This is a genomic window from Pseudoalteromonas sp. S408 (assembly GCF_005886645.1).
GTDB lineage: Bacteria > Pseudomonadota > Gammaproteobacteria > Enterobacterales > Alteromonadaceae > Pseudoalteromonas.
The window spans coordinates 158,142-183,819 of the sequence record NZ_PNDY01000007.1 but is presented as its reverse complement, the minus strand read 5'-3'; the positions used below and the strand labels follow the sequence as shown (position 1 = coordinate 183,819).

Here is a 25,678-nt window from a genome sequence, read left to right as displayed (position 1 = left end):
TTAGTTTAGTTATTTCGGGCTTGGTTGGTTAGCTCAACCAGCGCTTTACGTACCTCTAGCGGGCTGTTGCACTGGGTTTTAAAATTAATAAAGTAATTACGCTTTTGGCTTTGAATATAAAAGCCTGTGGGTAATAAGCCGCTCATTATTGGTGTGTTGTCGGCAACGTTATAGTGCTGCATTAATATGAGCGACATAGCATCTTGGTGATCTTCATTCATATGGTTAATCATGCTTTGCTGTTGGCTTTCGTCCCACTTTTTAGGCTGAGCTTGCCATTCGTTTTGCTCAAGCCAAAATATTTTTCCAAAACCGCCAATATAACGCACCCGTACTACATCTAATTGCCAAAACTGAAAATCATGCGCATTGCGATAGCTTGCAGCCTCAGGATACAAAGCTATATATTTATCAAGTAGCACTTCGCTTCGCTCCTTTGTCACAATAGAGCCATCACCTACGAGTGTTACGCGGCCGTGCTCGTTTTGATCGCCACTGTCGGCGGCGTCAAATACAGTAAGGCTCATACGCGAGTCGTGCTTTAAATTTTTAGTGTGCTGGGCTATATCGCTAATAAAAAAGTAAACACGGCCTTGTTCGTCGCACATATAGGGGGTTACTGAGCCAAACGGGTAGCCGCGTAAATTATTAGAAATGGTCGACATGACACCGGCATTGGTTTTGTAAACCAAGGTACGTGCATCTTTTAACGCTTGCTCTCTCATAAAAACTCCTGACGTTGAGAAAAAACCATGGGTGCATCGTTATAAGGATGAGGGTTTACGTGCAGTTTCATGGCATACATTTGTTGTAAGTTTTGTTCAGTTAATACGGTGTTTATAGGCCCGCTTTGCAGCACTTTTTTGTTGTGCAGTAAAATAGCATCGGTTGAATACAGGCTGGCCAAATTTAGATCGTGTATTGCTATAATAGCGCTGTTACCTTGCTCTACAAACGCTTTAACACAGCTGAGCAAAGCATGCTGATGGCGCATATCTAGTGCTGATGTAGGCTCGTCGAGCAGCATGATTTTTGGCTCAGCCGATTGTGTAAAGGCGTTTAGCTGCGCCAAAGTACGCGCCATATGCACACGTTGTTGCTCGCCGCCCGAAAGCGCACTTATGCGGCGAGTTAAGTAATTACTTAAATCCATAATGGCGGCGTATTTATGTACTTTTTCGCTTTGCATTTTTAATGACTCTACATACGGGTAGCGGCCCATGGCAATAAGCTCAAATACTGTAAAATCAAACCCGACGTGGTTAGCTTGCATCATTACTGCGCGCTGTGTGGCTAGGCTTTTTTTAGCATGAGAGGCCAGCGGCTTATTATTAAAAAGTACATTACCTGTAAAGGCATGCATACCAGCTAAGGTATGCAGTAAAGTAGATTTACCTGCGCCATTTTCACCAAGTAGTGCAACAAGTTGGCCTTGTTTAGCACTGCCATTAATGGTGTTTAAAACGTTATGGTTGCCAAAGCCAACACTTAGGTTGTTAAACGCGATCATGACCAGCCTCGCTTATTTTTAACGATTAAATAAATAAACAATGGCGCACCCAAAAGTGCGGTAATAATGCCAATAGGTAGCTCTGCTGGCATAATAATAATACGTGCTAACCAGTCAGAAAGTAGCAATACCACTACGCCAATTAACATACAAAGCGGCAGCATATTACGTAAATGCGGCCCCACCATTAAGCGGGCAATATGCGGGACTACTAAACCAACAAACCCTATTAAACCAGTAAGTGCCACAACCGCACCCACGCCTAATGCAACAAGTATAATTACATATAGTTTGAGTTTGCTGGTGTCTACTCCTAGGTACTGAGCTTGTGATTCGCCAATAAGGAGCAAGTTCATGGGCTCTTTTAACCGCCACAGGCCAATAAGGCTAATAAGCAGTAACGGTAAAGCTTGAATAATAGTGCCCCAGCTTGCTCCGCCTAATGAGCCCATGGTCCAGTAATTTATTAATCGCAGTGCGCTGTCGTCGGCAAAAAAGCTCAATAGCCCAATAACCGCAAAGGCTAACGCGTTAATGGCCACCCCCACTAATATAAGTGTGGTGATATTTATTTGCCCTTGTTGCTTGGCAATAAAATATACCAGCGAGGTAACACCAAGCGCCCCTAAAAACGAGGCATAAGGTAAATACAGCTGCGCGTTAAAATTAAACTGCGCGCTAAGTGCTATAAACGCCACAGCAACCATGGCTGCACCTGCACTAATGCCAATAATGGATGGGTCGGCCAATGGGTTGCGACAAAGCGCTTGCGTTGACGCGCCTGTTTGGGCAAGTACCAACCCTACAAGCACAGCAAGCATAAAACGTGGCAAACGTATTTGCATAACCACATTAATTTGCAGCGCATCAAACTGATTAAAGCGCTCAGGCGCAAGCCAAGCAATGGCTAAACGCCAATCCCATCCGGCAGGCCCGTACCCTATGCTTAGTAGCGCCAAAGCAAAAATAAAAACTGAGGCTAATAGCATCCATTTATAGGGTTGGCTAAGTGTTACAGGGTTAAAACGGCTCAATGTTAGGGTGTTCATAAGCGGGTTTTATACTCGCTAAGCTCATTAATTGCTGTGGCAATACGCGGCGACATGCCAAGCGAAAGTAGGCTATCCATTACAAGTAAGTTACAGGTTTGCGCCGCTTTTAATAAACGTAGTGTAGGCTGCTCACAAAAGGCCTGCTTACCGCCAAGGCTGTGTACAACATGGGCTGGGGCGACTAAAAAATCGGGTTGATTTACAGCCAGCACCTCAGTGTTAATTGCTTTAAAGCCTGAATGCGTAGCGCCTATATTGGTAATGCCTGCATAGCTAAATAATAAATTAGGCACGGTTTCCTGCCCGGCAGCAACAAGCCCGCGCTCATTAGCTGAGAGTAAAAATAGCGCGCTGTGTGTTTGCGCTTTTGCTTTTTCAGGTAACGATTTTGTAATGTGTGTAATAAGTGTTTGTGCTTTTTGCTTGGCGTTTAAATCATCACCAAGGCGTTTAATTAGCGCAAGTAGCTCGTTAACTGAAGTAGGCTTTTTATAATGAATGAGCTTAACCCCAGTTGCCTCAATTTGCTTAAGTGCTTGGCTTCGCCCTGCGCCTTCAAGCGCTAATAAAGTGGTTGGGCGCATAGAAAGCACGCCTTCTGCTGCTAAATCGCGATAATAACCCACCTGGGGTAATTGCGTGGCTTGGTGCGGGTACATGCTCGATTGATCCACAGCTACAAGGGTATTTTGTTTGTCTAGCGCATAAATTATTTCAGTAAGGGTGCCGCCAGCGCTAATAACGCGCTCTTGTGCAAGTGCAGATTGGGCCATTAAAGCAAACAATATAAATAGGTATTTCATTACACACTCCGGTTTTATTTTTTGGCTATTATAACCACTTAAATCTAAATGAAAATGATTATCATAATTATTTGATCTTATTTTGACTTAGTTGTAACATCTCCGCCATAAATAATAACTATTATCATTTGGAGTTAAAATGAATCCCTCTGCGTTTAGATTTACTGCTATAGCAACCTTACTACTCGGCTCGGGCACTGCCATTGCCGAAAACATAATTGACGATCATATTGTTGTAAGTGGCTCGCGCTTTGAGCAAAAGCTTAAAGATGTAACAGGCTCAGTCACTGTTATTACCGAGCAAGACATAGAGCGTCAGCTAGCTGTAGATTTACAAACCATGTTTAAGTACGACCCAAGCATTGCAACGACAGGCAGTGGCGCAGGCGCGCAAACACTTACAGTACGTGGTGTTGGTGGTAACCGGGTTGTATTTATAAAAGATGGCCGACGCACCAACGATGGTTATGCAGGTGGAGGGGGCTATTTAGTTGGCCGTAATTATTTTGACGTAGCAGGTGTAAAACAAGTAGAAGTAGCCAAAGGGGCTGTATCGTCATTATATGGCTCTGATGCACTTGGTGGCATTGTGGTTATAACCACTAAAGATCCTAGTGATTATTTAAAAAATAACAGCAGCTTTGTAAAAATGGCGCTTGGGTATCAAGGTCAAAGTAATCAAGTTGCCGCCGATATTACTGCGGCAAAAGACTTAGGCGACTTTGCAGTAAGTGCCGTGTATAGCCACCGCGATAGCGAAGAAGTACAAAACTATGACGAAAACTTACCCGGTTATGATGCTAAGTCGGATGCTTTATTAGTTAAATTTGAGCAACAGCTTGATGAAAAACGCACACTTAAATACACCCTTGATTACTTTAATCAAACAACTGAGCAAGTAATAACCCCCGCTGTTCAAGAAACCGAAGAAGATGACACGAGTTGGTCACTGGCGCTCGATTACCATTCAGAAGTAGCAACCGCTGCGTTTGATAAATGGTACGGGCAAGTGTCTTATAGTAGTTACGAGCAACAAAGCGATCAAATTAGTGGCGCAAGCACCTACACCGATTATAACGACTATCGTTTTGAGCAAAATATTTTAGGTTTAAAAGCGGTATTTAATAAAGGGTTTAACGCAGAGGGTGCCGATCATGAAGTGGTATACGGGATTGATATAGACTTATACGACACCACCCGCCCACGTTTTAAAACCCGTATTTTAGCCGATGGCACTGTTGATTTTACAGACCAAAAACAAAAAGCATTCCCGGGGGCTGATACCTCTTTAATTGGCGCTTATGTACAAGACAGTATCTCGTTTAATAATAGCGCGTGGTCGGTTATTGCGGGTGTGCGATATGATTACTACACCCTAGAGGCTAAAAATGATGAGCTATACGCCGATGCGCAGCTTGGTGATATTACCGAATCTGCTTTTTCGCCTAAGCTAGGTGCTATATACCAAGTGGATGATAACTTGTCGTTGTACGGGCAATACGTACGAGGCTTTAAAATACCACCACACGACCAAGCCTATCAAAGCCACGGCGTTGAACCGTTTTATCAAATATTACCAAACGCCGATTTAGACCCTGAAAGCAGTGATTCGTTTGAGCTTGGGCTAAGATACGCCAGCAGCGATATTAGCGTAAATTTAAGTGCTTTTTATGCAGCATACGATGACTTTATAGAAACCGCCGTAGTGGGTGTTGAGCCAACGTACATTCCTGGCGTAAACAAAACGCTGTATCAGTACCAAAATATTAGCGAAACACAAATAAGCGGTGTGGAAGCCGGAATTGCCATGTATGTAGCTGAAAATATACTACTAGAGGCAAACGTAGCCTACGTTGATGGTGAAAATAAAGAAACCGATCAGCCACTTACCAGCATTAGCCCGTTAAATGGCTCAGTATTGTTAAGTACAGAACAGGGTAATATTAACTGGACCGCCGCGTTGCGTTTGGCTAAATCGCAATCGGATGTAGTACTTGATACAAACGGTAATAAAACTACGCAAGGACATGGCTACGGCGTTGTTGATTTATACGCAAACTACGAATGGCAAGCGTGGCAGCTAAATGTAGGTGTACTTAACTTGCTCGATAAAGAATATGTACCTTTTGAATTGATTGCAGGTCAATCACAAGGTGCTGATTTTAGCCAATACACCCAACCTGGGCGTAACTTTTCAGTCAAAATAAGCTATGAGTTTTAATTAGCTCCTAGAAAATTAAATAGCAACAAACGGTGCATGAAGCTGCAGCGTTTGTTGAGTTTATTTTTATGATGACACCCAACCTAATTTTTTATTTATTGATTCCTAGATTCTAGTTGGAAGTGCACCACCTAATTCATTATGGCTAAAGTACAAAATTAACGGTGGGTGTCATCTCAAAATTTCAAAGTACAAAATTAACGGTGGGTGTCATCTCAAAATTTCATCTTAAAATTTACTAAAAACGAAGCAACACTTCATAAAACCAGCGATTTAAAGCCAAAATTACTGGTTTTATAAATTAATTAACTGCAAAGTCTTTGGTTTCTAAATAGCTTGGTACAGTTTTAAAACATGCCTCTAGTTTGCTTTTAAGTGCAGTGCTTATCGAAGCATCACACTTCAATTTCCCGTTATATTTACTCATAGTAAGCGGTACTAAGCTTAACGAGTCATAGCTTGGCTTGCTTTGTATTTTATGAATTACTAAACCTTGCTGCTCTGTTAGCTTTATTAATGCAAACACATTTTTTTGTGCTTGATTAGTCGTTATTTTTTCAACATATAGCGGGTTTTTAAAGGTTAGCTTTGTAGTAAAAAGTGCGTTGCCACCGCGTTCAAAATGGCCGTTAAATACAGTTACATTTAAGGTGGGTGTCTTTTTATTTATTAATAAATTTAGGTCAAACTTGGTTGGTAAAATAGTGATCTTTTCTTGCTCGTCTGCTGCTTTATTTAAAATATTTTTGATTGTTTTTAAGTGGGTGTCATCCGTAGTTACTTCATACACTATTTGGTAGTTGTGTGGAGGGGCGTATAAAGGCATGTGGCTGGCAAGTACTTTATCGCCGGCTAAAATAAGCGCCATACCATGGAAGCCATTATAGCTTTGGGTTTTGTGTGAATTGTGTTGAGGTGTATTTGCGTGCGCTGCACTCGATAATAAAATAAAAAATAGCAGTATGTGTTTCATGTTAGTGCTCAAAAAATATATATAGCGCCACTATAAGCTGATTTATATATACAAATAATCGATAATAAGTGATTAGTTGTTTCCTTTTAGTTAATACGGTTTGGCGCTATGCATTTAGATGACATTGAAAAAGTAATTCATATGGCGAGTTCGCAAAACCTGCATACAACCGCTAAACATTTTAATATTACCCCAGGTGCGCTGTCTAAAACGCTTAAAAAGGTTGAGGCAAACTTAGCCACGGAGCTGTTTAACCGTGTGGGTAAAACCTTAGTACTTAATGATAAAGGCAAAGAGTTTGTTAAGCACAGTAGCGATTTAGTTCATAATTACCAGCAGCTTACTAGCCGCTTTAAAAGTGAAAATCATAAATTTAATGCGGTTATTTCAGGGCCTGCCATTTTACTTAAAAGTGGCCTTAGAAAGCTACTTACACCTCTTAGCCAACTGCCCTGCTCGGTGCGTATTAATAATGTATTTGAAGGTGAAGCCATAAGCCAAGTTGCGTCTGGCTCGGCGCATATTGCGCTAGTAACTCGCGAGGCACTAAATAATAGCTCACACTCTAATTTAGTGGCGGTTGATGTATTTAATACTAGGTTTAGTGTGGCTGCGCATGCTTCGCATCAGCTAGTGCAACAAGGTGCGTTAACGCTTAATAAAAACCAATTACTGCATACGGCTTTTGCATGCCCTTTGTTTTCGCCGTTATGTGGCTTAGAGCAAGGTATAGGCTCCGACGGCTGGCAAGATCACATGGCCCCGCGCAATATTGTATTTAGATGTAGTGATTACAGTGCATTAATAGAGGTGGTTCAAAGTGGCTTGGCGTTAGCATATTTACCTAACTTTGTGATTGACGATTTAGGGCTTACAAAATTAGCTGTAAAGGGGGTTAACAGTCACTACACTGAAAGCATTGTAATGATATATAAGCCATCAAAGGCCGATGGTTGGCTTAATAAACTTATGCACGCTTTATAAAATGAGGCCTAATAAATAAAGCGCTTTAGCCACTACGCTAAAGCGCTTTAGGATGAAAACTACATTACAAAATAAGTAAGGTGGTTAAAAATAGTAATTCGTAATAATACTTAATCACTTTGCGGGCTAAAGGTGGCGCTACTTGCGTTAAAAACTTTCATTTACGGCTGCTGGATGCAGAAGTTACAGCAATGCAGGAGCAATTGCCGAGAACAACTAAATAGTAAATTTTTTTAGCTAGCTATCAACACATTTTTTAGCATCAAAGTAGATCACGTAATTAAACGAAAATATACAACTACAATTAACCGACAACACAACAAAATAAATTATGTTATATTGTAACAAAAATGATAGCATAACAAATTAATAAGCAATACTCTTTTTTATTCCTGCAAACGGCTAATTATTACACTGGCGACTCTGGTGGCATCACGTTAGTATGGTGATCTACTTATAGTTACATAACGATAAAAACATGACTTTAAAAACAAACGCTTTGATTTACTTTTTAGCCTTTTGCAGTGGCTTTTGCATTATGGGGATTGAGCTTTTAGGAGGGCGTATTTTAGCGCCTTATTTTGGCAGTAGTGTGCATATTTGGGGCAGTATTATTACTGTATTTATGCTTAGCTTGTCGTTTGGCTACTTGCTTGGCGGTAAGCTGAGTACAAAAAATGCGTCGCTAACAAAATACGGATTAATATTTTTAGTGGCGAGTATTATGGTTGTGCCTATTACATTGTTTGCTGAGCCTATAATGGAATTTATTTTTACTCATATTGAAGACAGCCGTTATGGCTCGTTACTCGCCTCTACGGCTTTATTTTTTATTCCAACCATTATTTTAGGCATGATTTCGCCTTATTCAGTAAGGTTATTGGTTACCGACAGCGAAAAAAGCGGCCAAGTTGCGGGTATTTTATATTTTGTAAGCACGCTAGGGAGTGCCCTTGGTACTATTATTACTTCGTTTTACTTTGTACTCGCGTTTGATGTTAACACCATTATTAGCGCCTTTGCTTTAACGCTTGGCTCACTTGGCGTACTCGCAATTGGTGTTAATAGTTTTGCTGGTAATAAGGAGTTGGCTCATGCTTAAATATTTATTGTTAGCTGCGAGCGTCTTTTCGGGTGCAGCAATGAGCGAGGTCATTCATGAAGAACGCTCTTTGTATCGAAATATAATTGTTGATGAAACTCGCGACTTACGTTGCCTAAAATTTAACACTAAAAGTAGCCAAACAAGTCAAAGTTGCATGTACAAAAACGACCCCGACAAACTCGTATTTAACTACACCAAGCTTACTTTTGCGAGCTTGTTAGTAACCGAAAACCCTAAAAACGTGCTGGTTATAGGCTTAGGTGGCGGCACGCTTTCTAATGTTATTCATGAACTTTACCCTGCCGCTAAAATTCATAATGTTGAAATAGATCCGGCAGTATTAAAAGTAGCCCGCGATTACTTTAATTTTATAGAAACCGATAACGTGACATCAAGCGTACAAGACGGCCGTATATTTATAAAACGCGCGGCTATTAAAAAGCAAAAGTACGACTGGATCATTCTTGATGCATTCAATGGCGATTACATTCCTGAGCATTTGCTTACCAAAGAGTTTTTTGAAGAAGTACAAAGTGTACTGGCTGAAGGGGGCGTGATTGCTGCTAATACGTTTTCGAGCAGCAAGTTATACGAGCATGAGTCGGCAACGTACCACAGCGTATTTGGCGATTTTATTAATGTAAGCCGCGCTAATCGAAGCAACCGTATTATTTTAGCGGGCATTAAGACTATGCCAACACAGGCGCAACTTAACGAACGTGCTAAAGCGCTTGAGTCAAAGCTTAAAAAATATGATGTAGATATAAACGCCATAAGCAATTACATGCAGTACACAAAAAACAGTCAAGATTGGCCTAAAAATACCAAAATACTGACCGATCAATACTCCCCTGCTAACCTACTTAACTTTTAATATGCAATGTGCCTAACCATTGTGTTGTTAGGCGCAGCCATTTAGGTTTGTTGTTAAAACTTAATATTACCGCGCAGTGCTTTAGTTTGGCCGTGTTTGGTTTTTTTATCCATGCGTTTACGCTGCGAGTTACGGCTTGGCTTGGTTGCGCGGCGGGCTTTGTTAACCTTTGTTGCGCTTAATATGAGATCTTTTAAACGTTTTAACGCGTCTTCGCGGTTGAGCTCTTGAGTACGGTGGCTTTGTGCTTTAATGATGAGAACCCCCTCTTTGGTGATCCTCGAATCGTTTAAAGCAAGTAAACGTTCTTTGTAAAAGTCAGGTAATTTAGAGCGATTAATATCAAAACGTAAATGAATGGCGCTGGCTACTTTGTTAACGTTTTGGCCACCGGCACCCTGAGAACGAATAGCGGTGAGCTCTAATTCCCACTCATCAATAGTGACTGTATTTGAAATTGTTAACATTGCGTTCAGTTTCCGTTGTTAAAAATGCATTGTACCATTTGTACATTGACTTAGGGTGAATAAGCCTAATGGGCGGTTAATGCTAAGTTGAGTAATCAATGACGCCAATAGACAAGTTTAGATTGGCATATGCAATTATTTAGTTTTTAATTGCGCAGCCCTTATACGGGCCTAATATAATAATCGATTTTCGATAATAGGAAGTACCTGCATGAAAAAATTACTTGTATCACTGAGCTTGTTAGCGATGAGCTTTTCTGGTTTTGCTAAAGATATCACCGAGGGTGACTTACAAAGCTACATGAAAGCTCTACCTGCTGTTACAAGCTGGGCGAGCTCGCAAGATGCGTTAAAAAACGTTGACTTAGGTAGCATGCTAGGCGCAACCGCAGATCAAACTACAGCAGAACAAGGTGCGCTTGCAAATACAGCCCTTAACATGATTAAAGAGCAATCATTGTATAAAAGTTTTGCGAGTGTCACTACTCGCTACGGGTTTACGCCTGAGCAGTTAATTACTGTTGGTTCAGAAGTGTCTATGGCGTACATAGAAAATCTTAAATCGGGTTTGTCTGATGAAAATAAAGCAACAGCAAATTCACTAATGGGTGGCTTTCAAAGCATGAAAAGCGCTAAAGATAAAGGCGCTACATCGTTAATGGGGTCGTTAGGTAATGCGTCAAGCGCTGCTGATACAAACGAACCTCTTGTTAGCGAGAGCAACTTGGCATTAGTAAGTGAATACATGCCACAGCTTAAAAAGTTGTTTGCACTTTTATAAGTTAACCAGAGTTCTCGTTAAGTTAATAAACACTTTAAGGTGGCATTTGCCACCTTTTTTAATGCCTAAAATAAGTGCATAAAGCTTATTTAGTTCTACAATTTAGGTATGTTTTATTTGGGTATGACTTTATGAAAACGTGGTACGTAGTGGTAAGTATATTGTTATTTTGCAGTGCCTACTTTTCGGTGTTTGCGCTTGCTAAATCAAGCAAAACATTTAGCGCAGGCGTTATAGCTCAAGAGCAGCACTTCCCTATAAAAGAATTAAAGCTGGGTAACTATGCGCGTTGCACAGTTATTTCAGCTCAAAAAGAAGATGCTTTTTATTCTGCTTGTTATTTAAAGCGTGAACAAAAATCAAATTGGATTGCAGAGTCAGCGGGCGCGCGCTGTGAAATAAAATGCGAATCTTATGCCGATAGTAGTGGAAATATTAGCGCGCATTACTTCACTACCTTAAAGTAACAATACTTTCCCACGATTTTTTTATTGGTGTGGCAAGTTCTTTTATTTGCTTACTGATGTTTGTATCGCATGCATCTTGTTGTTGCGGTTTATGTGGGCCAGAAAGCATTAACAAGTGTTTTTTACCTTTTATATTTTTATCAAGAACAAACAAGGATGGGTTTGCGTTTAGCACATTAGTTTTTAGTGACTTTTTTGAGGTATAAGCTGCATATTGGCAAAAATATAGCGTGGCTTTGTTAGCTTTTTCAGTTTCCCATAAGCCCATTAGCTGCCAATCTAAAGAGGCATAGCGCCTCGCATCAACCATAAAACTTCCATAAAGAGCTGGGGTTGAATAAACCGCATTAATGGTTGTTTGCGCCTTTTTAGCATTTGAATAGGGGCCAGCTACTAAGTAGTAGTTATCTCGATTTTGATGTTTGTATAACCTCAATGGGTATTTATCCCAATCTACTTTATTAGCAACAATAAGGGCTGATTCAAACTGCTTAAACACGCCTAATTGAACAAAATACGCAGTGTTATTTGTGTTTATTACTGGCGCTTTAGGTGTGCTGGCAAGCATCGAAGAGCTTTGAGTGTGCAGTACAATGTCTTGTAATATTATGGTGTCACCGGTTTTAGAGGTAATGACATGCTCTGGTAAGTTTTTAACACTCAGTTGAGAGGTGTCAGTGTTTGTGTTTTGAACTGAAAGGGTGTATTCACCCTGCGTTATATTGGCAAAATAATAGTAACCATCGTATTCGGTCACTGTGCTGTATGTTTTATCTGAATCTATGTCGTGTAAGTTCACAGTAATACCTGCAGCAGGTTTGCTCATTCCATTAACTGAAATATAAACGGTCCCTTCCACCTCATTAAATATCACCATAGGTATGCTAACTTTAGTTTGCCCTCCCCTGTGGGCGTTTGTTTTAATTTTTCTGCGTGTTGGCTGTAAATAAGGGTTAGGTAAAGAGCGTAAATCCACATCTAAAATTTGTCCGCCATGGCTACTGGGTAACAAAATTTTTCCATCGCTATTTGTATATTTATCTCGCCATTGGTAGTTACCCGTAAACTTTACATCTTGGAGTGGCTCATCGCCGTCATCAAATAGTTGATTTTCGTTCCAATCAATAAACGAAGAGGCTTCTATTTGCCCGGCACTCAACGATCTAGGAGTATCAAATACAAAATCTGTTTTTAGGTGATCAAAGCTAAATGTACCATTTAAACCAAACGATAAAAGCCAATCGCCATGACTGTCATATTGCCCCGAAAGTTGCACGTTAAACGCGTCGTGTCGATAAGTATATTGATGACTCAGTTTGGTACTTGCTGCCAAGCTTGGGTTATATGAAATTTGTGTTTGGTTAAAAGTGTCTTGAGTTTGAGGCCAACGTAAATTACTGCTTACGCTAACAATGTTGTTCCCATTAGAGGGCATCCAGTCTAGTGTGTTTGTTAACTTCCAGGAGTTAATATCGATTGATGCGTAAAGCTGATTGGTTAGTTCGTTATTCTCATCGTTATAAAAAAGTCGGCTTGCCCAAGTGCCGCCTACAAAATTATTATTAATACCAAACGAGTACGAGTTTTTAGCAGCAGTGTTTTGGCGCTTTTCGTTTTGCCACCTCATAGTCCAATTTAACGAATCAAACATACTCGTTTTGCCATTTAAGCTTAGGAGTAGCTTATTTTTAAGAATAGTACTTTGTGGTAAATATAACGCGCTCGAAAAATTATTTAATAGGCTGTACTCAATATTTACGTTTATGTCGTTGTATAAATCGTTTGAAAGTAGGCCCCTAAAGCCTGCAAAAAGAGCATGCCCCGCCTCAAGTTGATTAGTCGCTAATAAGCGATAACTACCATGTTCAGACAGTATATTAAGCCCAGAAGAGATATAACTATTGCTATTTTTATCACCATTTAAGTGGGTTAGTTGCGCGTCAAACGTGACGTTATCGTTAACCCCATAGGAAACAATACTTTTAAAAGAGTTGCTAAAGGGGGAGTTGTTAGATGCCGCTTGACCAAATACGCTTTTATCTGAATTTATTAACTCAACCTGATAACTGATTTTCCCTGGCGATAGGGCGTCTAAGCCTATGGTATATTTTTGGGTCCGTGTTATTTGCTCCCCTTGCGGACCGAAAAGTTTAATTTCAAAAATGTTGTTTCCGTAAAACGTTTCAATATCGGTAAAGGTCACCAAGTTATTATCGTTTGCTTGTGTGGTTGCTATAAATTGACCGTTTCGGTACAGCTCGGCTTGCCAGCCTGGTAAGGCCGGTTCTTCAATGGTAATAGCTGAAAAGTTTTGTGTAGAGTGAGGATTGGCATTAGAAATATAAAACCCCATACCTTGGCTTGCACCTGCAATAAGTGGATCTGATTGCGATTGAATGTCACCTATTTGATAGTGTATACGCTCAAGAGAGTGATCTTGCGAAGTTAGGTTAAAGTCTTTACTCACTTTAAAAAAGGTATTGGCAGTGTTCTCGTTTTTATTAAATCGTATCTCCGCTTTATGATGAAATAAATCAAAGTAACTATTAAGCCTTATTAAGCCCTTGTAGCGGTTTTGTTTGTTGCGATAGCTAGCAGAAAGCGCGTATTCAGATACAGGGTAAGTGAGTGTTTGATACTCATCGTCAATAACGTGTTCGTACGCGGGTTTTAAAACTTGTTTTTTACTTGAGTAAGGCGCCGTTTTATTGCTTTGTTCGCTGACTAATGAACTTATAAAAGACACCTGCATGAGCGAGTAATCAAAAACAGCCTCGGTTTTTAAAAGTGTATTAATAACCGACAGCTCAACATAATGATCGTAATCATCACGCGCCCACAATGTATCGTTTAATTGCGAGGTATTTGCTTCTTTAATTGGGATATTTAAAGTGTGCTTTGAATCGTCAAGGGTGGCTATTAATTCGCTTCGGGTAATTTTAAAACTAATTCCCATCGTCGATTTTAATGCACTAACAGGCAGCAAAAGTTTATTTGTTTGCGTGTAGTAAGCTTCTAAGTCAGATACAACAGAACGGCCATTAACTCTTACATTGACGATCACAAATGCCTCTTCATCAATAGGCCATTGATAAAGAGGCAATAATTGTGTTGCATGTGTGGTTGTAGGTACTATAAAAAATAAAATAATCAGTAAGCTAATTAAAGCGCTACAACAATATGCGCGTGGTTTAAACACAGTTTTACTGAATATTTACAGGGATAGCCAACTCAATATTTCCGCCATATGAAGCGTTTTCTTTATATTTTAAAGTGAGCGGTCCTGATATAGGTTCTTGAAGTGTTATGTACACTTTACGACGCGACAAAGGGGTATAAACAGCGACGTTTGTTAATTCACCAACAGGTAAGTTGTCGCTATTAACGAGTTCAAAATTACCATACACAGAACGATTACCGGTTAATGTTTGCCAAAATGTAAGGGTTGGATGCCCATTTTGAGTTATTAGCTGCGGGTTTATTAACTTCGAATCGGCTTCTAATTGCCCGTGGCGAACAATAACAGGCACGCTGTAAGCAACTTTGGGGCGTATGCTGATACCTGTTGAATTAGGGTTTTGAGATTCAGAAGCGATAATTCTTAAAACAGCTCGGTACTCTCCCGCAGGGAGTTGTGCTTTTTTTCGCACCGTCATTCTTATTGCTTGCATGCCTTTAGGAGCAATTTTTCCGCGTCTGGGCGAAAACTTCAACATGTCTTTAGCTGAGCGACCTTCAACTTGTTTGGGCGAAACATCTATTAACGCGCCTTCTTCAGTCATGTCTTTGTGGGTGATCTCTAGTTTAAAGTCGAGATTTTTGTCAGACGTATTTCTGATCATTAAAGAATTGTTTTTTGTACGTCCATCAAAGTATAAACGGTATTCAGACAAAGCAAGGTTGGCACTACAAATTTGGGGAAGTAGTAATGTTAAGCACAGAGCGGCCCAACAAAAAAATTTAAAAGTCATGGGAGTCAACTAATTCATAAAACATATAACATGTGGGGTAATATCCCCACATTATGCGTGTAGTTATTATTTACTAACTACATAGTACCTATTACTGAAAAGATACATCTACAGTGTAATCTACTGTATAGCTTGCACCAGCTGTAAGTGCTGTATCTACGTTCATAGCACCGTATACGTTAATACCAATATCTGTTGCACTGGCATCTGTTGTAAATGCTGATGCTACGCCGTCAGCAGTTGTTACAGTTGTTGTACTATCGGTTGCAGTTGTTACTGGAGCAAATGTTAGATTGCTGCTTGAGCTACCTGAAACAGTAATGTTCATCGCAGAATTTGGTGCTAATCCTGAAACAGTTAATGCACCTAGTTGAATGTTTGCATCTGATGCATCACAGTCACCCGTAATTGCGCCAGCATTATCCATTGTACACGTAGAGCCTGTTGCTAAACGAATTTTACCAAAGTGTAATGCGCTATTTTCTGCAAACGTTGGCTCGCTCCAACCATTTACACTTGCTTGAAATGTTTGGTTAGATGCTAATAAAGAAGTAGATGAAATAGCTAATAAGGCTGAAGCTGCAAGGATTTTTTTATTCATAATTTTACCATTTTAAATGTTTATTATTTTATTTACCTCCGTGTGCGGTCTTATTTATAAGTATTTTATTCCATTGCGGCAATTTAAACATAGTATGTACCTGTTTGAAATAAATAATTAACATATTGCATTTTTAGAAACAATAAATGATTAAAAAGTATTGGTTTTTGAGGGTTTTAATTTCTATTCGGTATAAAAATTAAGCTGCTGCATGTGACTTGTTAAGTTTAGGATGAAGAGCGCAAACTATTTTGTTAACTTTTTAATTTGGTAATTGCAATAGTGGAATGGCCTAAACATTATTTTTTAGGCCATTAAACTATTACATTATTCTATCAACTAGCGCTATGACATTTTACGAAGTGTGCTTAAAGGCACTATGCGTAAAACCCAATGTAAAAACGCCCACGGCCAGGTTGGCACAAAGCTGTTGGCTTTTTCTTTATTAATGGCTTTTACAAGCGCTTTACAGCCGGTTTCGGTATCAACAATAAACGGCACTGTTTTTACTTTTTCGTTTATTTCGCTTCTTATAAAACCTGGGTGTACACAGCTTACTTTTATAGGCGTGTGCATTACATCTATGCGTATACCTTCGCTTAATGAGGTTATGGCCGCTTTTGTAGCTGCGTAAACGGTCATGGCGCGCCTAAAACCTCGTACCGCACTTATAGACGAAATAGTCACTAAGTGGCCATGGTTTTGCGCTCTAAAAATTTCCATTGCGGCCTCAGCCTGGGCAAGGGCGGCTACAAAGTTGGTTTGTGCGGTTTGTTTATTAGCATTAAAATAACCCGTACCAATAGAAGCACCTTTACCCATACCTGCATTTATAATTACTCTATCAAGGCCGTTAAGCTCTTCTTTAAAGGCGTTAAATACGCTAAACACTTGGTCGTGATCGTTAACATCAAGCACTTTTATGCTAATGGTTATATTAGGGTTTACCTGTTCAAGCTCGCTTTTTAGTTGCTCTAGCAGCTCAAAGCGCCGAGCACATAAAGCAAGGTTACAGCCTTGTTTTGCAAACTCTTTTGCCATACCTTTGCCTAAGCCTGAACTTGCACCTGTTATGAGTATATTTTTGCGCATAATTAAATCCTTAGGTATATGTAATTAATTTTTGTTGTGGGTGGCACTCTAAAAAGTGATGCTCGTTTAAGCTGCTAATGCCCAATTTACGGTTTGCTCCTTTGCCGCGCGCCACTACTTTGGTTACGCCTGCGTTTACTAAGCTCCAATTTATATCAATAAAGTGCTCGAGTTTTAGCCCCATTAAATGGCTGGTAATAATGCTAATAGGCCCGCCAGAGGTATAAATAAGTACTTTTTTGCCATGGTTTTCATTGGCTATTTGCTCAAGGGCACCCAGTACTCGCGCAGTAAATGCATTAAAGCTTTCGTTGTATAGCGTGCTATCGGGGTTAAGCACCCACTGCTCAATGGCGCTAATAAATACCGTTTTAAAATACTCCATTGGGTCGGCTTGTTTGCTAAGTGCAGCACGCACTTGGCGTGCGGTGGCAAGCTCTGGGTTATAAACCGCTAAAATGTGCTCGTGATCGTACTCGTTTAAACGCGGATCGTTTATTACCACTGGCGTATTATTAATACTTGCTAAACTTAGCTCTGCGGTTTGATTATGGCGTAGCATACTCCCTGCAAATACCACATCGGGCGTTAGCTGCTTTTGTGCTAAATACTCACCCAATAATGTGGCTTGCTGCTGTCCTTTTTCTGAGAGCATATCGTAATTATCAGCCGAAAAACTGGCCTGCCCATGGCGCACTAAATATAAAATACACATTAGGCTTTTCCTTGATTTTTAATGGCTTTATTACAGCGCCACAAAAGGTAATGTACAAACACCCAAAAGTTTTTAAAGGCGGGGTTTTTAGTTTGCCCATGGTGATAGCGGTAATAAATTTGCTGCACAATGCCTGCAAGCCTAAATAGCCCGTACACTTCGTAAAAAGTAAAATCGTCTACGGTTATATCCATTTTTTTACAGTAATAGGCCACGACTTCTTTACGCGTTAGCATGCCCTCTAAATGGGTAGGTTGGCGGCGCGTGGCTTGGGCTAAAAAGTCATCGCCGGGCTCTACCCAGTAAGCCAATGTGTTGCCTAAATCCATAAGTGGGTCGCCAAGGGTGGCAAGCTCCCAGTCTAAAATACCCAGTACTTTGGTGTAGTCGGTTGCATCAAGTACAACGTTATCAAACCTAAAGTCGTTATGCGTTATACAAATGCGCTCGTGGCTTGGCATGTTGTTTTCGAGCCATTTAATTACTTTTTTGCCGCTTGGTACATTCCACGTTTTAGCTTTAGTAAAGCGCTCGCTCCAGCCGCTAATTTGGCGCTGCGTGTACCCTTCGCCTTTGCCTAAATGGCTTAAATTGGCCTGTTTGTAATCTACTTTGTGCAGCTCTACTAGGCAGTCGAGTACGTTTTCGCACAGCTGTTTGGTGCGCTCGGGCGTTACCGTTAATCCGCGCGGCAAGTTTTTACGCGGAATAATACCCGTAAGCTTTTCCATAACGTAAAAGTCGGTGCCAAGTATGCTTTCATCATCGCAAAACGCTTGCATAGTAGGTACGTAACTGTAAACCGGTTTTAGCGCCTGCTGTAATTTAAACTCGCGCCCCATATCGTGTGCGCCTTTGGCTTTTGTACCTTTTGGGGCACGGCGCAAAATAAGTGATTGCTCTGGGTAGTCTAGGCAGTAGGTCCAGTTTGACGCGCCCCCTGCGTATTGTGTAACGTTTGGATCGCCAGTTAACTGTGTAATGTGTTGTTTAAGCCAGGCATCTACTTTTTGTGTGTCGAGCTCTTCGCCTTGGCGCACGCTTTTGGCTTGATCTAATAATTGTGTGTTCATTGTTAGCCTTTATTATTTTGATTTTAAACGTTGCATAGAGCGTGTTTTTTTCAGCATGCTTTTAATGTACCACTCAACGGGGAGTAGTTTTTTCATTAAAAAGGCCTGTTTACCTAATTTATGGGTCAAAATTAAAAATGGGCGTTTAAGTGACTGCTTATAAATAATATCTGCAACTTGTTCGGCATTAATGGGTGAGCGCTCAAAGGCGCGGTTTAACATAGTTTTCATAGCCGGTTCGCTGGTGCGCATAGATTCATCAAGGTTGGTTTTAAAAAAGCTAGGGCACACAACACTTACATCTATATTGTCGTAGGCAAGTTCAAGTTTTAGGGTTTCGCTAAAGCCAATAACTGCCGCTTTTACTGCGTTATAACTGCTCATAAACGGAATAGGTGTAAGCCCTGCTTGCGACGCTACATTAATAAAGTAGCCACTGCCTTGTTGCTTAAGTAGCGGGTAAAACGTTTGGCACACCCGCACCATAGACAGCAAATTAATATCCATAATCCACTGCCATTGCTCAAGCGATTCGCCCTCAAGTGAGCCGCCCGTAGCAACGCCTGCATTATTTATAACAATATCCACGCCTTGCCACTTGGTTTGAATTAAATCGTAAAGCCCCTTTACATCGGCTTGTTTTGTTACATCGCAGGCGTAAAAAAAGGCATCGGCTTTTAATGCTTGTAGCTCGTTAATAGTTACGGCTGCGCGTTCGGCGTTTATATCGGCAATACAAATTTGTAAGTTTGCGCCCAAATTACTCGCGTAACTAAGTGCTAATGCTTTGCCAAGCCCTGTGGCTCCACCTGTTATTATTAGTTTTGTTTTCATGGTGTTGCCTTAGCGGTATTTGTTAAGTTCGAGGCGCGAAACCATGCCCATGTGTACTTCATCTGGGCCATCAGCAAGGCGTAAAATTCGCCCCATTGCATTAAACGAGGCAATAGGGAAGTCGCTCGACACCCCCGCGCCACCAAATACCTGTATGGCCATATCAGAGACCATTTGCAGCATATTTGGCACCACTACTTTTATACTCGATATTTCGGTCATGGCGTGTTTAACGCCTTGAGTGTCTATTTTCCATGCGGCATGCAGTGTTAATAAACGGGCTTGATCTATTGCCATACGCGCCTGCGCTACGCGTTCTAAATTGCCGCCTAATTTAAGTAACGGTTTACCAAAGGCGCTGCGCGAAAGCCCGCGTTTAATCATTAGCTCCAAACAGCGCTCTGCAGCGCCAATTGCGCGCATACAGTGATGAATTCGCCCAGGCCCTAAACGCCCTTGTGCAATAGCAAAGCCTTTGCCTAACCCTAAAATAAGGTTTTGTTTTGGTACACGCACGTTATTAAATTCCATTTCGCCATGGCCGTAGGGGGCATCAAAATCGCCGCAGGCACTTAGCATGCGTTTAATATTTACGCCGGGTGTATTTAGCGGCACAAGTACCATGGAGTGCTGGCTGTGTTTATCGTTTTCGGGGTTAGAAAGCCCCATAAAAATAGCTACCTGCGCATTGGGGTGGCCAAGGCCGGTGGTCCACCATTTTTTGCCATTTAAAATGAGTTCGTCGCCATCAACATCTATAGTTGCTTGCATGTTTGTGGCATCTGATGAGGCTACATCGGGCTCGGTCATGGCAAATACAGAGCGTATTTCGCCATTTAATAAAGGTGTTAGCCATTGCTGTTTTTGCTCATCGTTTGCAAAGTGATACAGCACTTCCATATTGCCGGTGTCGGGGGCGTTACAGTTAAATATTTCTGATGCAAATAAACATTTACCCATTTGCTCTGCAATAGGGGCGTACTCTAAGCAGGTTAAGCCTTGTGCTAGCGCTGCATCGGGTAAAAATAAGTTCCACAGGCCAGCGGCTTTTGCTTTCGCTTTTAATGGCTCAATGTGCTCACTTAGCTGCCAAGTGGTCCAATCGTTTGAATTGTTTTTTGCGTGATTATGCGCAACGACCGCTTGTTCAATAGGTAATACGTGTTCATCCATAAAGGCGGTAACACGCGTTAGGTAGTCTTGGCTTTTTTGGCTTGGCTCAAAGTTCATTAGGGTTGCCTGTTTATTTTTTAGTTAACCCAGCATAAAACATTCGCCCCAATGAATTAAATGAAATATATTACCAATTAAGTGTGAATAATATTCATAGTGTGAGCGGGTAATAATGATTGAAGCTAAAAATATTCAGCAGTTAGACTTAAATTTACTTAAAATTTTTGAGTGCCTCTACCGAGAAAAAAACATGAGCGAAACCGCAAAGGTGCTGTATATAACGCCCTCAGCAGTAAGCCATGCTATAAAACGCCTGCGCAGTGTATTAAACGATCCGTTATTTGAGCGCCAAGGGCAGTTAATGTTGCCCACCCCAGCGTGCCAACGTATGGCGCCAGCGCTAATAGATTTGCTCGAAAAGTTACGCCAAGTACTGCAAGCCTGTGGCGATTTTGACCTAGCCACCACCGCGCAAACCTTTAAAATAGCCCTTCACGATGCCATTGAACCCATAGTGCTGCCAAAGTTGCAGTTAATAATTGCAAAACACGCCCCTAACGCAAGCATTGCAAGCGTTAAGCTAAACCGTGACGACATGCACAAGCAATTGGCTAATCATCAAATTGATATGGCCATAGATGTAGCGCGGCCAATAAAAGCGCCTATTAGCCATGCTGTGCTTTCAAGCGATCACTTTTGTGTATTACTAAAAAAAAATCACCCGCTAAAAAATAAGTTAAATATAGAAAATTACTTAAGCGCTAAGCATGTAGCGGTTTCAAACAGAGCCACCGGCACCGTAATTGAAGACATAGCCTTATTGCAGCTAAGCTTTAACCGCGAGGTAGCGATGCGCTGCCAAACGTATTTTGCCGCAAAAGAGGTAATTAAAAACTCGCCATTTTTACTTACCCTGCCCTCAATGGTTGCAAGCCAATTGCTAGACGACACGCTAATAGCGCGCCCCGTACCCACCACAATGCCAGCTATTTATCAGCATTTATATTGGCACCAAAATACCGATAAAGACGACGCCCTAATGTGGCTACGTAGCCAAGTAGAAAATATATTTAAGCGTTAATTTATACAAAAAAGCGCCAAACTTAGCAGGCTAAGTTTGGCGCTTTGTAAGCATTATTTAAGGGGTTATAACGTAATTAGTGCGCGTTTGTTTTTAATTTTTAGCGCAGCAATTAATAACAGTGGGCCTATAAACATGGCAAGGCCATATACGCCGCCTGTTACTGCGTATTCGGGCTTATTTAAAAAGCTTATAGCAATTAAAATAGCCAGCGATGCGTTTTGAATCCCTACCTCAATACCCAGTGTTAGTGAGTCGGTAAGGTTAAGGTTTGAAAGTTTTGCTATGAGCAAACCAATAATCATTGAGCCAATATTAAGCGCTATACACGCCCAAAATACATCGTTAAACGAGTTTACCAGTAATGCGCGCTCTTTTATTACAAGTGCGGCTATCATGGCAAGCATAAAAAATAACGAAAAACGCCTAAAAAACGGCTCGCTTTTAATCGCAAATTCGCTTTTAAAATGGCGCAGGCTTATGCCTATTGCTACCGGTACTAAGGTAATTACAAATAGCCCAAGTGATGTGGTTAATATAGAAAAACTGGCATCAGTTTGCGGGGCAAATTGGTGCATGGCAAAACCAATAATAAACGGTGTGGTAATAATGCTAATAGCGGTTGAGGCCGCGGTTAAGCTTACCGACAGCGCTAAATTAGCTTTTGCCAGTTGGCTCACCACATTTGACATAGTACCGCCTGGGCACGCGGCTAAAATCATTAACCCTATTGCAATTGGCGTGGGTAAATTAAGTAAATAACATAAGCCTAAAGCAAGCAGCGGCATGGCAATAATTTGACCCACCAAGCCCATAGCAATTGCTACGGGCTTTTTAAAAAGCCGCGTAAAATCGTCAAGTGTAAGCCCAAGTCCCATGCCAAACATAATAAGGGCAAGCGCGAGGGGGAGTATGATTTCTGTTAAAAATGATGCATTCAAATTAGGCGGCCTCTGTTGTTTTTAATGCCAGCACTTCGTAGTTAAATGAGTACGGGGTTAGCAGCGTTTTTATGTGTTGTTGCAGCGCGTCTAACTCACCTTCTTTAACTGAAATTATGGCTTTTATGCCTAACTTTTTATCAGCAAATACATTTATTTGCACGGTTTTGTTGTTTAAATGCTCGTTAAGTGCCTCTGTAATGGTTTGTTTTATTTCTAGGCAAACCAGTTCGGGTTTATAAATTTTACCTACGGCAGTTAGCGGTATTTCATCAATTACATAAATAGCTTTAGGTATTGCAGCTCGCTCAGGTATGTGGGTACTAACATACGTGGTGAGCTCATCAAGGTTAAGCGTGCTTTGTGGACTAAGCATTACGTAAAGTACCGGCACTTCTCCTGCGTAGCTGTCGGGGCGTGGTACGGCGGCTGCAAGTGTTACATCTGGGTGGCTGGTTGCTGCATCTTCAATCATTTTGGGGTCTATATTATGCCCGCCACGTATTATTAGCTCTTTTTGCCTACCACATAACGATACATAACCGTTGTCGTCTATTTTTCCTAAATCGCCGGTTCTAAAATACTGTTGGCCGTTTTCATCAACTACCCATGCACCTTGGTTATGCGCATCTTCTACGTAACCCGGAAATACGTTATTACCGGTTATTATTATTTCGCCAACATCGAGTGTATCGCACATTTTAACAAGCCTGCCTTGCTCGTTTATATCGGCAATTTTAAGCGTAATACCCGGTATTGGCAGCCCTACAGACGCCTCTTTATTAATTGGATTTACAGGCATTAACGTACTCACTGAGCTGCCCTCCGTTGAGCCATAACCTTCTACCAGTGGGGTGTTGGTCAGTTTAGTAAACAGGGCTTGCAAGTCTGATGAAAGCGGCGCAGCCCCGCAAATGGCAAACTTCATTTTAAGCGGTGGTACAGTAATTTTTTGCGACGTAATTTGTTCAACCATAGCAGCGTAAACTGTGGGTACCGCGGTCATAACGGCTACATCGTAATTATTAATTAGGGTGAGCAAGTTTTGAATGATGTTTTTACCCCTAAAGCCAGAAGGGCTTGCGAGTAAAATTTTACAGCCTTTCATTACCGAGGCTATGCCCGTTGCTACCGCTGCATTTACATGAAATATGGGCAAGCCTACTAGCATGGTATCGCCTGCATTTACCGGCGAAAGTAAATTAACCTGCCCTGCATTTGTAAGCTGGTTTAAATGTAAGTGCTTGGCAAGTTTTGGTAAGCCGGTTGTACCACCCGTATGAAAATACGCGCATACATCGCTTTGCTCAGGCACAGTAAAATTAGCTGCTTGAGTATTTTGCGCCGCGAGTAACTTTTTAAACCCATACACAGGTACTTTATTGTTTTGCGAGCACGCTATGTCGTCACCAAATAAGCTAATAACCGCTTTTAGGCCGGGTATATGCTCTTTAATTGCGAGTACTTTTTGCCAAATATCGCTACCGGGTACTGGGCCTAGAGCAATAATGACTTTGGTATTGGCAGAGACCATAATTTCTTTCATTATGGACTCATCAAGCAAGGGGTTTATTGGGTTTGCAATGCCAGCGGCCTCTGCTGCCCAAAGCGATACATAGGTTTCTGGAAAGTTAGGTAACACCAGCGAGGTTACATCGGTTTTTGTTATGCCTAACGAGTGCAATGCATTACCAAGCCCTGTTACGTTATTGGCAAGCGCTTTGTAGCTCATTTTACGGTGTGGATTTGCAAAGCTTTTACCTTTAAAGGTCATTAAAATGCGGTGAATAAGCTTTTTTGCAAACGGAATTTGCGCTGGGTTAATACAGTCGCCATCTAAAATGTATTCAATAGCGGTTGCATCACCAAAGTTTTTTGCCGACTGTAAAATGGCATGATAAGTAGAGCGAGGAAGTTGCTCTGGTGATATTTCAGCAAGGTTTAAATTGCCAACATCGGCGTGGTTTTTAATTGTTGTTATAGTCATAAAACCCTCAACGTATTTTTATAATGTGTGTTTTGTGTGAGTGCATGGTGTTTAAACGCGGCTATACTGTGTGGGCATTAACCGCGCAAAATTTAGTCTATCAAAATTAAACCATTACCACTGTTTTAATCTAAAAAACTGTTATCTTTTGCGGCAACTACCTGATACATGGGCTGAAAATTTCCCCATGTAACCAGCTCTGAGCCATTGGCTTGTTTAGTATGTAGTGCTACCTCGTGAGAAATAAGCTTAGGCTCGCCTGCAGCTTGCGCTAATAACTGGCTTTGGCAGCAGCTATCTAGCAATACAAAATTGGCAACAGCGGCATCAACCGACGAACCCGCAGTTAGCAAACCATGGTTTTGTAAAATAACAGCGCAGTTGTCAGCTAGTGATTTAGCTATCATGTCGCCCTCTTCGCTGTCGGCTACTACGCCGCTAAATACATCAAATACACTGTGGTTTTCGTAAAATACGCAGGCGTCTTGCGAAATAGGTTTAAGTAGCTCACCTAATGCCGAAAACGCACGGCCATAACGTGTATGCGCATGGGCTACTGCGTTTACATCGGGGCGCGCCATATGTATGCGTGAATGAATAGCAAACGCGGCATTATTAATCGGTGTGCTGCCTTCAATAATATTGCCTTTATGGCAAACTCTAATGAGATCTGACGCTTTAATATGCGCAAAGTGCATACCTACTGGGTTTACCCAAAAAGTATCGGGCTCTATGCAATCGCGAAGCGTTATATGCCCCGCAAGGCCTTCGTCAAAACCGTACATGGCAAATACTCTAAAACCCGCGGCTAAGCGTTGTTTTTCGTAGCTGCGTTGCTCTTCTAGGGTGTTAAATTTAGGCGGCATAATAAGTTTAAATTTGTCGCTGCCTATGGTCATTTTTGCGGCTTGCTGCTCTAGTGTATTGCTCATAATAATCCTAAATTAAACTCTGTTGACTTTAGTTTAGTCTC

General features: G+C 41.2%; 24 protein-coding genes. 7 read left to right on the top strand and 17 right to left on the bottom strand.

The genetic code is table 11. The annotated features are described in order from the left end of the window. Positions 1 to 5: 5 nt before the first annotated feature. Genes CWB62_RS07305 through CWB62_RS07290 form a run of 4 tightly spaced genes read right to left on the bottom strand, consistent with a single transcriptional unit; the run spans position 6 to position 3,365 of the window. Complete coding sequence (locus tag CWB62_RS07305) at positions 6 to 725, bottom strand: HugZ family pyridoxamine 5'-phosphate oxidase (protein ID WP_138528317.1); 720 nt, start codon at positions 723 to 725, stop codon at positions 6 to 8. Next, entirely contained in the window at positions 722 to 1,510 is a 789-nt protein-coding gene (locus tag CWB62_RS07300; protein ID WP_138528319.1) for a heme ABC transporter ATP-binding protein, read from the bottom strand. The genes CWB62_RS07305 and CWB62_RS07300 overlap by 4 nt, the downstream gene beginning before the upstream one ends. Beyond that, entirely contained in the window at positions 1,507 to 2,559 is a 1,053-nt protein-coding gene (locus tag CWB62_RS07295) for a FecCD family ABC transporter permease (protein WP_138528321.1), read from the bottom strand. The genes CWB62_RS07300 and CWB62_RS07295 overlap by 4 nt, the downstream gene beginning before the upstream one ends. Beyond that, positions 2,556 to 3,365, bottom strand: a complete 810-nt coding sequence (locus CWB62_RS07290; RefSeq protein ID WP_138528323.1) for a heme/hemin ABC transporter substrate-binding protein — start codon at positions 3,363 to 3,365, stop codon at positions 2,556 to 2,558. Before CWB62_RS07290 ends, CWB62_RS07295 begins: the two co-directional genes overlap by 4 nt. A gap of 139 nt (positions 3,366 to 3,504) precedes the next feature. On the opposite strand from CWB62_RS07290, the gene CWB62_RS07285 reads away from it, so the two are divergent. Continuing rightward, the gene (locus tag CWB62_RS07285; RefSeq protein ID WP_138528325.1) at positions 3,505 to 5,586 is read left to right on the top strand and encodes a TonB-dependent hemoglobin/transferrin/lactoferrin family receptor; all 2,082 of its coding nucleotides are present in this window, start codon (positions 3,505 to 3,507) and stop codon (positions 5,584 to 5,586) included. 301 nt (positions 5,587 to 5,887) lie between these two features. Here the strand turns inward: CWB62_RS07285 and CWB62_RS07280 are convergent, their stop codons facing one another. Then, entirely contained in the window at positions 5,888 to 6,559 is a 672-nt protein-coding gene (locus tag CWB62_RS07280; protein WP_138528327.1) for a hypothetical protein, read from the bottom strand. Between the two features lie 108 nt (positions 6,560 to 6,667). Between CWB62_RS07280 and CWB62_RS07275 the strand changes: the two genes are divergently transcribed. The 3 genes from CWB62_RS07275 (at position 6,668) to CWB62_RS07265 (ending at position 9,522) form a co-directional block, all read left to right on the top strand. Beyond that, positions 6,668 to 7,543: a LysR substrate-binding domain-containing protein gene (locus tag CWB62_RS07275; RefSeq protein ID WP_138528329.1), complete on the top strand. Its 876-nt coding sequence runs from the start codon at positions 6,668 to 6,670 to the stop codon at positions 7,541 to 7,543. A gap of 478 nt (positions 7,544 to 8,021) precedes the next feature. Beyond that, entirely contained in the window at positions 8,022 to 8,645 is a 624-nt protein-coding gene (locus tag CWB62_RS07270) for a fused MFS/spermidine synthase (protein ID WP_058405387.1), read from the top strand. Continuing rightward, positions 8,638 to 9,522 carry a spermidine synthase gene (locus CWB62_RS07265; protein ID WP_138528331.1) on the top strand — a complete coding sequence of 295 codons (885 nt, stop codon included), beginning with the start codon at positions 8,638 to 8,640 and terminating at the stop codon, positions 9,520 to 9,522. The genes CWB62_RS07270 and CWB62_RS07265 overlap by 8 nt, the downstream gene beginning before the upstream one ends. A 53-nt stretch (positions 9,523 to 9,575) precedes the next feature. Here CWB62_RS07265 and arfB read toward each other — a convergent pair whose 3' ends face one another. After that, a complete protein-coding gene (gene arfB / locus CWB62_RS07260) occupies positions 9,576 to 9,989 on the bottom strand; it encodes an alternative ribosome rescue aminoacyl-tRNA hydrolase ArfB (protein ID WP_006793276.1) in 414 nt (137 codons plus the stop codon). 211 nt (positions 9,990 to 10,200) lie between these two features. Between arfB and CWB62_RS07255 the strand changes: the two genes are divergently transcribed. Both CWB62_RS07255 and CWB62_RS07250 read left to right on the top strand, forming a co-directional pair. Next, positions 10,201 to 10,770 (top strand): hypothetical protein, encoded by a 570-nt coding sequence (locus CWB62_RS07255; protein WP_058405389.1) that lies wholly within the window; start codon positions 10,201 to 10,203, stop codon positions 10,768 to 10,770. 131 nt (positions 10,771 to 10,901) lie between these two features. Then, positions 10,902 to 11,237, top strand: a complete 336-nt coding sequence (locus tag CWB62_RS07250) for a hypothetical protein (RefSeq protein ID WP_138528333.1) — start codon at positions 10,902 to 10,904, stop codon at positions 11,235 to 11,237. On the opposite strand, the gene CWB62_RS07245 is transcribed toward CWB62_RS07250, so the two are convergent. From CWB62_RS07245 to CWB62_RS07210, 8 genes are all read right to left on the bottom strand, one after another. Next, positions 11,224 to 14,436 (bottom strand): hypothetical protein, encoded by a 3,213-nt coding sequence (locus tag CWB62_RS07245; protein ID WP_138528335.1) that lies wholly within the window; start codon positions 14,434 to 14,436, stop codon positions 11,224 to 11,226. The genes CWB62_RS07250 and CWB62_RS07245 overlap by 14 nt on opposite strands. A gap of 4 nt (positions 14,437 to 14,440) precedes the next feature. Further along, positions 14,441 to 15,208, bottom strand: coding sequence for a fimbrial biogenesis chaperone (locus CWB62_RS07240; RefSeq protein WP_138528337.1), 768 nt, complete (start codon positions 15,206 to 15,208; stop codon positions 14,441 to 14,443). A gap of 91 nt (positions 15,209 to 15,299) precedes the next feature. After that, positions 15,300 to 15,809: a hypothetical protein gene (locus tag CWB62_RS07235; RefSeq protein WP_058405391.1), complete on the bottom strand. Its 510-nt coding sequence runs from the start codon at positions 15,807 to 15,809 to the stop codon at positions 15,300 to 15,302. 345 nt (positions 15,810 to 16,154) lie between these two features. Next, entirely contained in the window at positions 16,155 to 16,901 is a 747-nt protein-coding gene (locus CWB62_RS07230; protein WP_171034599.1) for an SDR family oxidoreductase, read from the bottom strand. Between the two features lie 10 nt (positions 16,902 to 16,911). Continuing rightward, positions 16,912 to 17,616: a histidine phosphatase family protein gene (locus CWB62_RS07225; RefSeq protein WP_138528341.1), complete on the bottom strand. Its 705-nt coding sequence runs from the start codon at positions 17,614 to 17,616 to the stop codon at positions 16,912 to 16,914. Further along, the gene (locus CWB62_RS07220) at positions 17,616 to 18,689 is read right to left on the bottom strand and encodes a phosphotransferase family protein (RefSeq protein WP_138528342.1); all 1,074 of its coding nucleotides are present in this window, start codon (positions 18,687 to 18,689) and stop codon (positions 17,616 to 17,618) included. The genes CWB62_RS07225 and CWB62_RS07220 overlap by 1 nt, the downstream gene beginning before the upstream one ends. A 12-nt stretch (positions 18,690 to 18,701) precedes the next feature. Next, complete coding sequence (locus CWB62_RS07215) at positions 18,702 to 19,523, bottom strand: SDR family oxidoreductase (protein WP_138528344.1); 822 nt, start codon at positions 19,521 to 19,523, stop codon at positions 18,702 to 18,704. Positions 19,524 to 19,532: 9 nt separating this feature from the next. Then, complete coding sequence (locus tag CWB62_RS07210; protein ID WP_138528346.1) at positions 19,533 to 20,753, bottom strand: acyl-CoA dehydrogenase family protein; 1,221 nt, start codon at positions 20,751 to 20,753, stop codon at positions 19,533 to 19,535. A gap of 115 nt (positions 20,754 to 20,868) precedes the next feature. On the opposite strand from CWB62_RS07210, the gene CWB62_RS07205 reads away from it, so the two are divergent. Beyond that, positions 20,869 to 21,777 (top strand): LysR family transcriptional regulator, encoded by a 909-nt coding sequence (locus tag CWB62_RS07205; RefSeq protein WP_138528347.1) that lies wholly within the window; start codon positions 20,869 to 20,871, stop codon positions 21,775 to 21,777. A gap of 65 nt (positions 21,778 to 21,842) precedes the next feature. On the opposite strand, the gene CWB62_RS07200 is transcribed toward CWB62_RS07205, so the two are convergent. From CWB62_RS07200 to CWB62_RS07190, 3 genes are all read right to left on the bottom strand, one after another. Beyond that, on the bottom strand, positions 21,843 to 22,718 hold the full coding sequence (locus CWB62_RS07200; protein WP_138528349.1) for a bile acid:sodium symporter family protein: 876 nt from the start codon (positions 22,716 to 22,718) through the stop codon (positions 21,843 to 21,845). A 1-nt stretch (position 22,719) separates the two neighbouring features. Next, positions 22,720 to 24,705 (bottom strand): AMP-binding protein, encoded by a 1,986-nt coding sequence (locus CWB62_RS07195; protein ID WP_138528352.1) that lies wholly within the window; start codon positions 24,703 to 24,705, stop codon positions 22,720 to 22,722. A gap of 125 nt (positions 24,706 to 24,830) precedes the next feature. Then, complete coding sequence (locus CWB62_RS07190; protein ID WP_089349306.1) at positions 24,831 to 25,637, bottom strand: class II aldolase/adducin family protein; 807 nt, start codon at positions 25,635 to 25,637, stop codon at positions 24,831 to 24,833. Positions 25,638 to 25,678: the final 41 nt, after the last annotated feature.